12 protein-coding genes are annotated in these 14,174 nt (G+C 33.4%); 4 read left to right on the plus strand and 8 right to left on the minus strand.

Annotation, left to right across the window (positions count from 1 at the left end):
* Positions 1-224: 224 nt before the first annotated feature.
* From LPB88_RS20210 to LPB88_RS20225, 4 genes are all read right to left on the minus strand, one after another.
* The gene (locus LPB88_RS20210) at positions 225-785 is read right to left on the minus strand and encodes an AraC family transcriptional regulator (protein WP_089352876.1); all 561 of its coding nucleotides are present in this window, start codon (positions 783-785) and stop codon (positions 225-227) included.
* A 2-nt stretch (positions 786-787) separates the two neighbouring features.
* Positions 788-1,318 carry a DUF3347 domain-containing protein gene (locus tag LPB88_RS20215; protein ID WP_230717482.1) on the minus strand — a complete coding sequence of 177 codons (531 nt, stop codon included), beginning with the start codon at positions 1,316-1,318 and terminating at the stop codon, positions 788-790.
* 133 nt (positions 1,319-1,451) lie between these two features.
* Positions 1,452-1,838, minus strand: a complete 387-nt coding sequence (locus LPB88_RS20220) for a hypothetical protein (protein WP_230717483.1) — start codon at positions 1,836-1,838, stop codon at positions 1,452-1,454.
* 70 nt (positions 1,839-1,908) lie between these two features.
* A complete protein-coding gene (locus LPB88_RS20225) occupies positions 1,909-2,742 on the minus strand; it encodes an AraC family transcriptional regulator (RefSeq protein ID WP_230717484.1) in 834 nt (277 codons plus the stop codon).
* Positions 2,743-2,845: 103 nt separating this feature from the next.
* Here LPB88_RS20225 and LPB88_RS20230 point away from each other — a divergent pair, with 103 nt between their 5' ends.
* The 4 genes from LPB88_RS20230 (at position 2,846) to LPB88_RS20245 (ending at position 11,483) form a co-directional block, all read left to right on the plus strand.
* Positions 2,846-4,012: an MFS transporter gene (locus LPB88_RS20230; protein WP_230717485.1), complete on the plus strand. Its 1,167-nt coding sequence runs from the start codon at positions 2,846-2,848 to the stop codon at positions 4,010-4,012.
* An 836-nt stretch (positions 4,013-4,848) separates the two neighbouring features.
* Entirely contained in the window at positions 4,849-8,082 is a 3,234-nt protein-coding gene (locus tag LPB88_RS20235; protein WP_230717486.1) for a TonB-dependent receptor, read from the plus strand.
* A gap of 16 nt (positions 8,083-8,098) precedes the next feature.
* Complete coding sequence (locus LPB88_RS20240) at positions 8,099-9,892, plus strand: RagB/SusD family nutrient uptake outer membrane protein (protein ID WP_230717487.1); 1,794 nt, start codon at positions 8,099-8,101, stop codon at positions 9,890-9,892.
* Between the two features lie 34 nt (positions 9,893-9,926).
* Positions 9,927-11,483, plus strand: coding sequence for a DUF5123 domain-containing protein (locus LPB88_RS20245; RefSeq protein WP_230717488.1), 1,557 nt, complete (start codon positions 9,927-9,929; stop codon positions 11,481-11,483).
* Positions 11,484-11,798: 315 nt separating this feature from the next.
* Here the strand turns inward: LPB88_RS20245 and LPB88_RS20250 are convergent, their stop codons facing one another.
* The 4 genes from LPB88_RS20250 to LPB88_RS20265 all read right to left on the minus strand — a co-directional run bounded on the left by LPB88_RS20250 (position 11,799) and on the right by LPB88_RS20265 (position 14,170).
* Positions 11,799-12,371, minus strand: a complete 573-nt coding sequence (locus LPB88_RS20250) for a pentapeptide repeat-containing protein (protein WP_230717489.1) — start codon at positions 12,369-12,371, stop codon at positions 11,799-11,801.
* Positions 12,372-12,415: 44 nt separating this feature from the next.
* The gene (locus tag LPB88_RS20255) at positions 12,416-12,616 is read right to left on the minus strand and encodes a hypothetical protein (protein WP_230717490.1); all 201 of its coding nucleotides are present in this window, start codon (positions 12,614-12,616) and stop codon (positions 12,416-12,418) included.
* 72 nt (positions 12,617-12,688) lie between these two features.
* Entirely contained in the window at positions 12,689-13,603 is a 915-nt protein-coding gene (locus LPB88_RS20260; protein WP_230717491.1) for an AraC family transcriptional regulator, read from the minus strand.
* 3 nt (positions 13,604-13,606) lie between these two features.
* Positions 13,607-14,170 carry a DUF6642 family protein gene (locus LPB88_RS20265; RefSeq protein WP_230717492.1) on the minus strand — a complete coding sequence of 188 codons (564 nt, stop codon included), beginning with the start codon at positions 14,168-14,170 and terminating at the stop codon, positions 13,607-13,609.
* Positions 14,171-14,174: the final 4 nt, after the last annotated feature.

The raw sequence follows: 14,174 nt of genomic DNA on the forward strand, positions 1-14,174 counted from the left end.
ACAACGGTTTGTATAATTTTGAGAATGATTTGTAATATTATTTAACCGCAAAGGGCGCAACGGTTTTTACAAAGTTTTGTAATAATCTCGCAAAGCCACAAAAGCGCAAAGTTTTTTGTTTCACGCAGATTCTGCAGATTTAAGCAGATTTTTTAAATCCTTTTAATCTGTGGCATTAAATAATAAACTTTGCGCTTTTGCGGCTTTGCGAGAAATTAACTTTTTTACAAATTCTCAATCTGAATGCGTTTTTTATCCTTCAGTTGTTTAAAGTAAGTAGGAGTAAAGCCGGTGATTTTCTTAAACTGATTGCTCAAATGTGCTACATTACTGTAATTTAGAATATCGGCAATTTCGCTTAGCGAAAGTTCATTGTAGATTAATAACTCTTTTACTTTTTCTATTTTCTGACTGATAAAATATTTTTCGATAGTAGTGTTTTCAACTTCCGAGAATAGATTGCTTAGTGTACTGTAATCCTGATTGAGATTTTCGACTAAATAATCGGATAAGTTGACTTTAAGATCGTTGTTTCTGTGATGAACTAAATCGACGATCAGATTTTTTATTTTCTCGATGGTTTTACTTTTTTTATCATCAATAAAGTCAAAACCTAAGGCTTGCAGATTTTTAAGTAAAACTTCTTTTTGGCTTTCGGTAATTGGATCTTGCAGTTCGACTTCGCCTAATTCAACAGAAATAGTATGAAGTCCGAGTTTTTCAAACTCAGACTTCACAACCATTTTACAGCGACCACACACCATGTTTTTGATGTAGAGTGTCATATTTATTTGATGGTTTCTACCACATTTCCACAAGTTAGCATCGAAGAACCATAATAAGGATTCTTAACTGCTTTTTCTTTGCTTAACCAATCAGCATCTGCCATTGGACAATATTGTTTGTAAACAACCTCAGTAGATTTAGAAACTTTAATTAGATCGTAAGTATTTTTTGAAAGTGATTTGAAAGTCTCACGTTGCTTCTTAAGATCTGTTGTTGCAGAAATACTTTTGGCATCAGCAGTTATTTTTTTAACGACTTTCATCCATGCAGTATGTTCGTTGCTTTTTAGTTTATCCATTTTTACCGCAGTAATTGCAGTCAGTAAATCCTGGGCTTTCGCCGAAGTTAATTTGGCATCACTTTTAATTAAGGCATCTTTTACAGTAAAGTAAGCATCATAAACAGCTTGTAACTGATTTGAATCTGCTTCTTCAATTGTAGTTGTTTCTATTTTGATTGAAGTTGCCTGAATACTATTTGCATTAAATACTAATGCGATTATTGCGATTATAGTTGCTATTGATTTTTTCATTTTATGTGATTTTAAGAGAGAATGTAAATTCTTCTCTAAGTTAAATAATTTTAATTTTTCTTTGCGAGTTTAGCGTAAATCTCCGCGAACTTTGCGGTTAAACAAAACCCAATTATGGCTATCAGAAATACAATTATTTTATTTTAGGCGGTAACCAAATAGAAGTAAAACCGTCAGAAATACTAGCGGTTTTATGGTGTAAAGAAGTTTTCTCAGTAGAGAAATTGAATAGGTTATTGTCGAATTCAAATTCATTTGTCGCAATCAAACTAAAGACTAAGCCTGAAGGTGTGCAACCTGAATGATCGCATTTTCCGTTACAGCCATGTTGGTCTTTTTTCGAATTATGATTGTCTTTGCAACACTCTTTTTGACAAGAATCAGCAGTTTCTTTTTTAGAAGCTGTTTTCGTTTCACAAGAAGTTTTTTCAGAAGTTTTTCCGCAAGCATAACCCCTATTGGACATCAGGAAGAAGCCAAGAGTTAAAAAAAGAAATAATATGCGGAACTTTTTTCTCAATGAAAATGTTTTAGAAATACAAATTTAGATATTTTTTTTTAGAGCTGCTACATATTTAAGATTTCCAATTTTAAGTTTTCTTAAAATCTGTAGGCTTCATGTTTTTTCGTTTTTTAAAATAGTTTGACAAATGGCTTTCATCGGTAAAACCAAATTCATAAGCAATTTGCTTAATTGGTAATTGGTTGTTGTGAATTCGTTTTTCGATTAAAGTCGTTCTTAAATTATGTATATAATCGCGATAACTAATAGTGAATGTCCTTTTGAAGTAAGCGCTAAAATAAGTTTCGGCAATATTAAAATGACTTGCAATCACTTTAATTTGAACTAATTTAGGATTGTATATATTCTGATGGATATAAGATGTGATTTGCTCGTTATCAATAGAATTTCCTTTAACAACAAGATTCTGGCCGCGCATGGTTTCTTTGATTAATCCAAAAATTGAAAGAATCTGATAAAATACAATTGGTGAGGTAGAAACATCTGTTTTGCAATTATAAGCAGCAATGTTTTCGATCGTATTTTTTAATATGGTTTTGCAGGGATCGTCTAATTTAAGAACCGTTTCTTTGAGTGTTTTATCACGCATGAAACTTTCCGGAGTATGAATTAAAAATTCATCACAGGTAAGATTCTGTTTTGAATTAAAATAGTTGTCGGTAAACTTTATATAAAAGAAACGTGTACTTTTTTTAATATCAAAATAATGTTCGTCTTCCGGAGAAATCACAAACAGATCTCCCGATTTATAAGGTAATAGATTGTTATTGAGATGATGAACTCCGCTTCCTTTTTTGATGTAAATAATTTCATAATAAGTATGCGTGTGTGGCGGAAGGTGAAATTTTTCATCTTCAAACTCATCAATAACTAAAGTCTTGAATTGATTTAAGATCGGCATAGCATAAATTTACAAGTTTATATCGCAAATGTACAACTTTTTTCGCGTTTAACAGCGTTAACTTTGCGTCATAGAAATTCTATTCCTTTCTTGTAAAAACAAAATGAAAAAAAGTCTTATTGCACTCTCATTAGGAGGATTAACTATCGGAATTACCGAATTTGTTATGATGGGTTTGTTGCCAGATATTGCCTCAGATATGAAAGTTTCGATTCCAGTTGCCGGATATTTAATTTCGGCTTACGCTCTTGGCGTTGTTATAGGAGCTCCTTTATTAGTAATCTTAGGAAGAAATTTAGCTCCAAAGAAAATGCTTTTAATATTAGCTTTGATGTTAACTGTTTTTAATGCGCTTTCTATTATTGCACCAACGTATAATTTTTTATTCGCATCGAGATTCCTTTCAGGATTACCACACGGCGCCTTCTTTGGGGTTGGAGCTGTAGTTGCAAGCCGTTTGGCAGACAAAGGCAAAGAAGCTCAGGCAATTGCGATTATGTTTTCGGGTTTAACGCTGGCTAATTTAATTGGTGTTCCAATTGGTACTTATATAGGACACAATTTTGTTTGGCGTTATACTTTTATATTAATTGCCGTTGTTGGTTTGCTTACGTTTTTGTTTATTTCTTTATGGATGCCAAATCTGGAGAAAAGCGGAAATGTAAATATGAAAACGCAATTACTGTTTTTTAAGAAAACAGAAGCCTGGCTGATTATCGGAATTACTGCGATTGGGTTTGCAGGACTGTTTGCCTGGATTAGTTATATCGCTCCTTTGTTAATCAATGTTTCTAAGTTTGCTGCCGAAGACGTTTCATACATTTTAATTTTGGCGGGACTCGGAATGGTTGTTGGAAATTTTGCAGGCGGTAAACTTGCTGATAAATTTTCTCCGGCACCAACCGTATTGGCTTTATTATTTGTAATGTCGATTGATTTAATCTTGGTTTACTTATTCTCTTATAATCAATACATTTCTTTATTCCTGACTTTTTTAACGGGAGCTATTTCTTTTTCAGTAATTGCGCCTATTCAAATGTTAATGATTAAAACAGCAAAAGGTGCTGAGATGATTGCTTCTGCAGCGCTTCAGGGAAGTTTTAATATTGGGAATGCTCTAGGAGCCTTTTTAGGCGGATTGCCTTTGGCAGCTGGTTACAGTTATGCTTCTCCAAATCTTATAGGTGTTGGAATGGCGATTACCGGTATGATTATTACTGTTGCTTTAATGCAGAAACACAAAAGCAATTTGCAATTACAGAATGCCTAAAAAATAAGTATGAATAGCGGTTTTCCAATATTCAGAATATAAAAAACAACAACAATCTGATAAAAAATATCGTAAACAACATTTTTTGTTCCATCGGAACATTTCATCGGTAGAAAAAAAATGTTCACGATTCGATATCATCCTGTAGGGATGTTTGGTAAATTGTATGCATTGTATTGGACACGAAACAAACGTTCCTATGGAACGTAAAAAAAGCGCATGATTGTTGAGGTTACCAATGAGATGTTACGATGGAACAAAATGCTGTTTAAATATGTAAAAGCCCTTAAGCTAATTTTAGTTTGAGGGCTTTTTTTGTTTAGTAAATACTAAACTAATGTTTAAGTCTTATCATCTTAAAAATTTAATTGTTGGTGGTCTTTTTTATTTCTTCGCAAAAAAATAATTCTCCTGCATTGATTTGTGTGTAATATTTTTCTTGACTAATAATTTTGCATTATTCAATTATGTAATCGATTGTTTTTTTTCTGAAATACCAAAACAAATGTATATTATACAATAATATATTTAATATTTATTGGTAATATAAATTACACATGTCATAGAAAAAACCACTTTTATTTTTGATATATAATTTTATTTATGAAATTTTTGGGAAAATTAATTTTTTATATAAAAAAAATATCTATGTTTGTGTAATCGATTACAATATTGCATTTGTATAAATTGATGAAGTCCCAGAATGATATTTAATGAACGAAAGAAGCGTATTATTGCTGATAAAATGAAACTTTGAATTGAAAATAAGAGGTTACAAAAAAGAATAAAAATAAACGAACAACCATAAAACCAATTAATAATTTAAACAATTAACCATGAATTTTAAAGATTTATTTAATAAAGGAGCAAATTGTTCTTTTGCAGTTGTTTTCTTATTGTGCTTGCTGATGAGCAATCGTATGAGTGCACAAAATTTAACACTCGAAGGTACTGTGAAGGATGGTGGAGGATTGACTTTGCCTGGTGTTAATATAATTGAGAAAGGAACAAAAAATAGCGCTTCTACTGATTTTGATGGGCATTATAAAATAAAGCTTACGAATCCTAAGGCGGTATTGGCTTTTTCGTTTATAGGTTTTAAAACTAAAGAAATAGCTGTTGCAGGTAAAACTAAATTAGATGTGAGTCTAACTGAAGATTCAAATGCATTAAATGAAGTGGTTGTTGTTGGATATGGAACCGTAAAAAAATCAGATTTAACAGGAGCTGTTGCTTCAATTTCAGGAAATGATTTAAAGAAAGTGCCTGTTTCTAATGTTGCAGAGGCTTTAACAGGAAGAATAGCGGGAGTTCAGGTTACTTCAACCGAAGGTTCTCCAGATGCAGATATTAAAATTAGAGTCCGTGGTGGCGGATCATTGACACAAGATGCCTCGCCTTTGATTATTGTTGACGGTTTCCCTGTAAACAGTATGAGTGATATTGCAGCTTCTAATATCGAATCGGTGACCGTATTAAAAGATGCTTCTTCGACTGCAATATATGGATCAAGAGGTGCAAATGGGGTTATTATCATAACTACTAAAACGGGTAAAGATGGAAAAATGGCTGTTAGTTTTAATATGTTTTATGGAATGAAAAACCTGGCTAAAGATATTGATGTTCTTCCTGCTGACGATTTTGTAAAGTGGCAATATGAATATGCTCTGCTTGCTCAGACTGATAAAACTATTTTGAGTAATCCAAATTCTTATACGAAGTATTTTGGCAACTGGCAGGATCGTGATTTATATAATGGGGTAAAAGGTACAAATTGGCAAAAGCAAATTTATGGCCGTCGCGGCGAAGTAAATAGCCGTGATTTAGGAATTCGCGGAGGTAATGAAAAGCTTAGTTATAATTTTAATTATGCTTATTATGATGAGAAAGCAATTATGGTTGGTTCTGATTATAAAAGAAACAACTTGTCTTTGGCATTAAAAAACAAAGCAAGTGATAAAATTGATCTTGCTTTTACAGTACGTTATTCTGATACAGAAATAAATGGAGGAGGAGCAAATGAGCAAAATGAAGTTTCATCGCTTGATAGCCGTTTGCGCCATAGTGTTGGTTATTCTCCGGTTCCAATGCCAGGTTTAACGACTGATAATGATGATCAAAGTGTAAATAGCTATTTAGTAAATCCATTTTTGGCAATATCAGATAATGACCGTGACCAATCCAGAAAAAACTACAATTTGTTGGGAGGCTTTGGATGGAAGCTTATTGATAATTTGAAATTTCAAAGTGACTTAGGATTGGATAATTATAATTATTCTGATTATCGTTTTTATGGATCTTCTACTTATTTTTCAAGCACTGCCAAAATAGGAGCAGGAAAACCTGGTATGGTAATGAGTGATCGTAAAGATGTACGTTTTAGAAATGCTAATACTTTAAATTACGATTTTAAAAATATCTTAGGACAAAACCACCATTTGACAGCGCTTTTTGGGGAAGAAATGATCACGACTACTTCAAATGTAGAAACAACGACAATGTTAAATTATCCGAAATTCTTTGATCTTGATGAAGCAAAGAAATTAACCACTCAGGGAACACCATTTTCAGTGGATAATTTTTATAGTCCTGACGATAAATTATTGTCTTTTTTCGGCCGTTTGAATTATGATTATAAAGATCGTTATTTATTGACTGCTTCTTTTCGTGCCGATGGATCAAGCCGATTTTTAGCCGATAATCGCTGGGGATATTTTCCTGCGGCGGCAGCGGCATGGAAGATTTCTGAAGAAAGTTTCCTGAAAAATACTTCATGGTTAAGTCTTCTTAAATTAAGACTGAGTTATGGTGAAGCCGGAAATAATAATATTCCTGTAGGACAAACAGTGCAGAGTTATCAGTCTGTTACTAATGCTTATATAAATGGTTTTGATAGTTACTGGGCTCCATCGAGTGTTTTGGCAAATCCAAATTTAAAATGGGAAACAACAGTTACGCAAAATATTGGTCTTGATTTTGGATTTTTCAAAAACCGTTTAAACGGAACTTTTGATGCCTATAAAAACGTAACAAGCGATTTGTTAATAGAATTTCCGGTAGGAGGAACAGGATATAAAACGCAGTACCGAAATATGGGTGAAACACAAAACACCGGTTTTGAAGCTACTGTAAATTTCATAGCAATCGAAAAGAAGAATTTTGGTTTAAACTTTTCTGTGAATGTTGGTATTAACAAAAACAAAATCAATTCTCTTGGAGTAATGGACAACTTTGGAGTAAATACGAATTGGGCATCGACTGATATTGGTAATGATTATGCCGTTAATGCCGGTTCTCCAATGGGATTAATGTATGGTTTTAAAAGTGATGGACGATATGAAGTTTCTGATTTTGATTACGTAGGCGGAAAGTATACTTTAAAAGCAGGTGTTGTTGATGCAACAAGCGTTATTGGCAGTGCTGTACAACCGGGTATGATGAAGTTGAAAAATACTGATGGTTCTGCAGATAATAAAGTTACGGCATCAGATCAAACAATTATTGGGAATGCTAATCCTAAAAGTACAGGAGGTTTAATCATTAATGCGAATGCTTATGGTTTTGATCTTTCTGCTGCTTTCAACTGGACTATCGGGAATGATATATATAATGCCAATAAAGCGGAATTTTCTACAGCAAACCGAAACGGACAATACAAGAATTTAAGCTCTGAAATGGCCGATGGTAAAAGATGGACAAACTTAAATCCTGATTCAGGACAATTAGTGACAGATCCTACAGAGTTAGCGGCTTTAAATGCTAACACAACAATGTGGTCTCCATATATGCAAAAATTTATGTTTACAGACTGGGCAGTAGAGGATGGTTCATTCTTTAGATTAAATACTTTGACTTTAGGATATACTACACCTGAATCGTTTACCTCTAAATTGGGAGTGAATAAGTTAAGATTCTATTTTACAGCAACTAATGTTTTTATAATTACAAATTATTCTGGTCCAGATCCTGAGGTGTCAACAAAAAGAAAAACACCGCTAACGCCAGGAGTTGATTATTCAGCATATCCACGAAGCAGACAATTGGTTTTCGGTTTAAACCTTAATTTCTAATTTAAAATTTATCAAAATGAAATATAAAATAATAATAGCAGGATTGATTATCTCAGGTTTATTGACTTCCTGTCAGGATCTTGGTGATGAATTTTTTGATACTCCTGCACAATCAACATTAGGTGACGAATTGATCTTTTCTAATGTTGAACTTGCACAAGGAGCTGTTGACGGAATAAAAGTCTCATTTGGAGAAGAGCAGTCCTACAGAGGAAGACTTTTAGCCTATCAGGGATTGAATACAGATAGCGAGTGGCTTCTGACATCTTCTAGTGAAGGTGCTAAATCAGATCTGGTGGTGTATGATCCTAAAGCTGATAATACAGAAATGAACTCGCCAAAAAATGCCTGGGCAATGATGTATGAAGGAATTGAACGTGCTAATTTATGTATCAGAGGTTTGCGTCTATATGGTAATCCGGCACCAAATACACAGTTAGGGCAATTGCTGGGAGAAGCATTGACATTACGTGCTATTTATTATGCTGATTTGGTAAGAAACTGGGGAGATGTTCCTGCACGTTTTGAACCAGTTGCTACAGCAACTATTTATATCCCAAAAACAAGCCGTGATGTAATTTACAAGCAATTAATTGCTGATTTGGGCGAAGCTTCAACTTTAGTAGCATGGCCTAATGAAACATCGGTAACAACTAGTACAGAACGTGTAAATAAGGCTTTTGTAAAAAGTTTGAGAGCTCGCTTGGCTATGATGGCAAGCGGATATCAGCAATATTCTGACGGAGTTCATAGAAGTACAGATCCTGAACTTTCAATGGCAACTATGTATAAGTTGGCATTAGACGAATGTCGTTCAGTTATTGCTAGTGGTTCTGCACATTTAGAACCAACTTTTCAAGGTTTATGGAAAAAATATAATCAGGAAAATTTAGCAGCCGGAGGAGAATCTCTTTGGGAAATTCCTTTTGCACCTACACGAGGAAGAATGTTGTTTACTTATGCTGTAAGACACGATGCTGTAGATCAGTTTCAGCAAATGGGAGCTAATAAAGGCGGAGTAAACGGACCATTGCCATTTGTTTTTTATGACTATGACCAAGCTGATACCCGTAGAGATGTTACTTGTGTTCCTTATAAATGGGGCGCTGCCACAAATGGTAAAGCAAAACAGGAACTTACAGATTTACAGACATGGTATTTTGGTAAATATCGTTTTGAATGGATGAATCGTATCGTTAGTGCGCCAAATGATGATGGTGTAAATAAAATTTATATGCGTTATGCAGAAGTGCTCTTAATTGCTGCCGAAGTTGCGAATGAATTAGAAGGTCCCGGATCTGCTGCGGTTTATTTAAAAGAAATTCGTCGTAGAGCTTTTGCTTCAGGAAATCAGGCTGTAAAAGTAGATGCTTACGTAGATGCATTGACAAGTAAAGCAGCAATGATGGATGCTATTGTTGAGGAGAATAAATATGAATTTACAGGAGAAATGGAACGTAAATTTTCTCTTATACGTTGGAATTTGTTAAAAACAAAATTAGACGAAGCTAAGGTTAAAATGACCGATTTGAAAACTCGCACCGGTAAATATCAAGAAGTGCCTTTGATATTGTATTACAAATACAAAGACGACGGAATTACATTAGATATTTATGGGTTAAACCGAGGTGAAAATCAGGCTCCGGTAGGTTATACTTCTAAAGCTTGGGATAAATTAGAAGACAATAAAATAACAACATTATACAAAGCCGGGGTTAATCCTGATAAAAGACAGTTTTGGCCAATTTGGCAAACGTTTATTGACAATAGTAATGGTCAATTGGTGAACGACTGGGTTTTGGGTAACTAATAACAATTAACAAACAAATTATAGTTTTATAATTATGAAAGCAAAATATATATTGAAAGGATTGCTGGCTATGTTTTTATTGATAGTTGCCGGTTGCGAAAGCTACAATGAAGCAGTATTAGAAGATATAGGAGCAAATAGAATATTTTCTCCATTAGAACTTAAAGCCATCGTTAGAAATCAGACTTCGGTAGAATTAAATTGGACAGTAAAAGATGATGTGGATTACTACACAGTAGAATTTAGTGCAGATGACGCTGAGTTTAAAACCATTTACAAAACGGTTAAGGTTGAGCCTACAGAACTTCCGGTAACAATTGCGTTAGAAGGAGAAACAGTTTATTCAATAAGAGTAAAAGGAGTAAGTGCAATAGGATTAGCAGATTCTAAATGGTCTGTCACTACAGCAAAAACATTAAGTGAGCAAATATTATTTCCTGTTGATGATGCTGATATTGAGGCTAAACAAGTTACATTAAGATGGACTCCAAATAGTACTTTGACACAAATCACACTAGCTCCAGGCGGAATTACCCATACGATAACACCGGCAGAAAAAATAGCTGGAGTTGCAGTTGTAACCGGATTAACAGGTGAAACAGATTATACAGCTACTTTGCTTAACGGAACTAAAACAAGAGGAATTAGAACGTTTAAAACCGGAATTGATATAGGAACAGGTATTTTGGTAAAACCTACAGATGATTTAAATGCTATGATTGCTGCAGCTCCTTCAGGTGCAACCTTAGTATTGATGCCTAATGATTATCAAGTTTACAAAGGCGAAATCATCTTAGATAAACCTATTACAATAAGAGGGTTACGTGTTGGTGATAAACCAAAATTGCATGTAAAATTTACCCTAAATGCCGCAGCTAGTTCTTTAAGTTTAATTGATTTAGATTTAAATGGAGATGCCGCTTTATCAGAAGTCGTAAAATACAATCAAACGGGTACTTATGGTAAACTTTTAATAAGTGGTTGTGTAATTCATGATTATCTAGGTTCTTTGGTTTATGCTCCAAGTAGTTCTGTTGCCAAAATTGAATCTGTAACGGTAGAAAATTCTATTTGTACAAATATAGATACAGGGTCAACGGGAGAATGTATAGATTTCAGAGCCAGTTACGTAGCAAATATTGTTTTAACAAAAAGTACATTTAATAATTGTGCTTCAGGCAGAGGTTTTATAAGAGAAGATGCTACCACAGCATTTGGTACAGGTTTAGTAACAAATACATTAATAGAAAACTGTACTTTTTATAAAGTAACAAATACGACCGCGCAAGGTGGTTATCAAATGTTTTATATTCGTTTTGTGACCAACTCAACAATTGTTCGTAATTCATTATTTGCCGAAACAATTGCAAGATATGCTAATCAGGCAGCAACTATAGCACCAGTATTTTCTAATAATAATTATTTTAATGCACCAACACTTAATTTGGCCAGTCCAACCGCACCATTAAAATCGGATGCATCAGGAACTGCGTTAAATCCTCAATTTGCAGATCCTGCAAATGGCAATTTTACAATTGGAAATCAAACATTAAAAGATAATATAGTGGGAGATCCACGTTGGATAAAATAGCATTTTTCTACGGTTGGTTTTTATAGAAAGAGAGGGATACAGTTTTTGTATCCCTCTTTTGGTTTTTGTAATAATTGCTTGCGTAAATGGCACGCGGATTTTGCGGATTAAACGGATTTTTAATTTCTTTGAAATATCCTTGCGTGTCTAGTTTGTCATTTCGACGGAGGAGAAATCACACTAGAAACTCCGCAAAGAAAAACGCCAATCTTTGTCGAATTATTAGATGTGATTTCTCCTCCGTCGAAATGACAAAAAATCAAAAATAAAACCCGTTTAATCCGCAAAATCCGTGTGCCATAAACACACAAACTATTACTCAATATCCAAATCAAATTTTTCAAGTAAACCTGCAAGTGAAGTATGAGACACTCGGGTTCTTTTGATTTTATTTTCAGAAGGATCAAAAGCGTAATTTCTGGAAGACCTAAAATCAGTTTTCTCTAAATTCACATTCACGAAAGTGGCATTAGAGAGGTCGCAGTTTTTAAAAATTGCTAGAGACAAATCAGTATTAGAGAAATCTACATCTTTTAAAGAACAATCAATAAAGTTGGTCTTCTTTAATTTTTTGTAAATGAAAGTCGAATAATCAAGAAGACAATCCTGAAAATTCATCGAAAATAAAAAGCTATTACTGGCACTAAAATCAAGCCCCATTAACTTACAGCCAATAAATTTAATATTCTTTAATCCGGTACTTTTTAGACTTGCTAACGAAAGATTACAGTTCTTAAACGTACAATCTAAAAAATCAATGTAACTAAAATCACTTTTAGAAAAATTGCAATTGATGAACTCACAATTTACAAATTCATTATCTGATAGTTTTTGATCAGAATAATCAATAGTGTCAAAAGTCTTGTTTTGATGTAATACAGTTTCCATAATACTAGGTTGAGGTTGAAAAGAGGTTTTGGATGTAAAAAGGATTATTCTAATTCGACACAATCAAAAATTTCATTTCTTAACATCATTTCGCTTATTTCATCTTCAGTTTCAATTCTCAAAATATTATCACAATCTTCAAGGTCAAAATTCCATAAGGAATTTGGCAGTAATTCATAAAGTAGTGCATTCGCGAACTCCAATTTCAATTTTGTATCAATGGAAGTTTTAAAAACATAAATCATAATTTGCTCATTTTTTTACAGGGCAAATTTCAACAAATGCTTTTTCAGTTAATAGGATTCTGTAATCAATAATTAGGATTTATCAATCATTTTTCGGTATTGAACAGGGCTCATTGCTTCGTGTTTTTTAAAGAAACGACTAAAGTAAGATTGATCCTCATGTCCCACCTGCATTGCTATTTCGCTTACCGAAAGCGTAGTTTGATACAACAAATACTTAGCTTCTAGCAATATGGTCTCATCAATCCAAGAAGTTGCAGATTTGCCTGTTATGGCTTTAACTGATTTATTCAAATGATTAGGTGTTACATTAAGCAATGAAGCATAATGATTTACCTGATGATTTGTTTTGATATTCGGATAAATAAGTTCTCTGAATCTGGCAGTAAGAACCTCAGCGGCAGTTCCGCCCTTTGGAATTTTGACTGTGTTTCGGTTCATTTCACAAAACAAAGTCATTAAATAAGTCTGGATCAGATCTAAATTTATTTTTTCAGCTTCAAGATATTCAACCTCAAGACGGCTAAGTATATTGGTAATAAAAGCGGCATCTTTTTCTGAAACAATAATTTTAGGATTCCCTGATATTTTTAGAAAGTCAAAATCATTTATAATGTCAATATTTCCATATTTTCCAATTAGAATATCTGGATTAAATTGACAAATAAAACCGCTATGCTTACTATTAATATGTTCGATTGAAAAAATCTGACCTGCAGGAACGACAATGATTTCATTTTTATTGGTCAGACATTCTTCAAAACCCAACTTTAGAATATGCGTCCCCGAAGTAATAAAAATTAAGGTATGACAATCGTGTTTCGAAGGAGGAACAGGATATTGAAGCTGCATTATTTCTTCTATTTTCAAACAAAAAAAATAATCTGAATTTGTTTTGAAAAGTTTATGAATGGGATTCTCTAAACCAAGAAATTTTTCGCGAAATCCCTTTGCTCCATACGTTTTTATTTTTTCACTTGTTTCCATATTCTAATAATACAATCTAAAATCTAATAATTTGCACAATGCATAATGCTTTTGGTATAACTCTTCGACAACCTCAATAATGTCATCATTTTCCTGATATAGGCTAAAAAAAGCTTTGTCTATAGTACTGCAACTTGCTATTTTGTTATAAGATGATCCATAGCCAGAAACTGCTCTGGCTCCCGTAATGTCCAGAAAATATTGAGCTTCATCATCATTCAAGTCCAAAACTTTTAAATTGGCAAAATGTATAATTTTACCTTTCATCTTACCTTCAAACAACTCTGCGATTTCTTCAAGACTGTAATAATAATCGTGAAGACAGATATTGTTGGGTTCACCCGGCATTACTAAATAAATGATTTCGTAATCCTTAAAATTATGATCTTCATAAAGTAATACATTCAAACTTTCTTCTAAACCTTCAATTGTGTCGCAGGTTTTATAAATGCTGGTAATACCTTGATGAATTGCGATTTCTTCCAGATTTTTTACTACTTGAGTTGGGACATGAGTATCTATGTCCGGAACACCTTCCAAACAGAAAATAAACTTTTCATTATCCATATCA

Source organism: Flavobacterium sp. JAS (genome assembly GCF_020991455.1).
Classification (GTDB): domain Bacteria; phylum Bacteroidota; class Bacteroidia; order Flavobacteriales; family Flavobacteriaceae; genus Flavobacterium.

Excerpts from the sequence above, each read along its gene's own strand:
- LPB88_RS20210 (WP_089352876.1), bottom strand. The coding sequence starts at position 785 with ATGACACTCTACATCAAAAACATGGTGTGTGGTCGCTGTAAAATGGTT.
- LPB88_RS20215 (WP_230717482.1), bottom strand. The coding sequence starts at position 1,318 with ATGAAAAAATCAATAGCAACTATAATCGCAATAATCGCATTAGTATTT.
- LPB88_RS20225 (WP_230717484.1), bottom strand. The coding sequence starts at position 2,742 with ATGCCGATCTTAAATCAATTCAAGACTTTAGTTATTGATGAGTTTGAA.
- LPB88_RS20230 (WP_230717485.1), top strand. The coding sequence starts at position 2,846 with ATGAAAAAAAGTCTTATTGCACTCTCATTAGGAGGATTAACTATCGGA.
- LPB88_RS20235 (WP_230717486.1), top strand. The coding sequence starts at position 4,849 with ATGAATTTTAAAGATTTATTTAATAAAGGAGCAAATTGTTCTTTTGCA.
- LPB88_RS20240 (WP_230717487.1), top strand. The coding sequence starts at position 8,099 with ATGAAATATAAAATAATAATAGCAGGATTGATTATCTCAGGTTTATTG.
- LPB88_RS20245 (WP_230717488.1), top strand. The coding sequence starts at position 9,927 with ATGAAAGCAAAATATATATTGAAAGGATTGCTGGCTATGTTTTTATTG.
- LPB88_RS20250 (WP_230717489.1), bottom strand. The coding sequence starts at position 12,371 with ATGGAAACTGTATTACATCAAAACAAGACTTTTGACACTATTGATTAT.
- LPB88_RS20255 (WP_230717490.1), bottom strand. The coding sequence starts at position 12,616 with ATGATTTATGTTTTTAAAACTTCCATTGATACAAAATTGAAATTGGAG.
- LPB88_RS20260 (WP_230717491.1), bottom strand. The coding sequence starts at position 13,603 with ATGGAAACAAGTGAAAAAATAAAAACGTATGGAGCAAAGGGATTTCGC.
- LPB88_RS20265 (WP_230717492.1), bottom strand. The coding sequence starts at position 14,170 with ATGGATAATGAAAAGTTTATTTTCTGTTTGGAAGGTGTTCCGGACATA.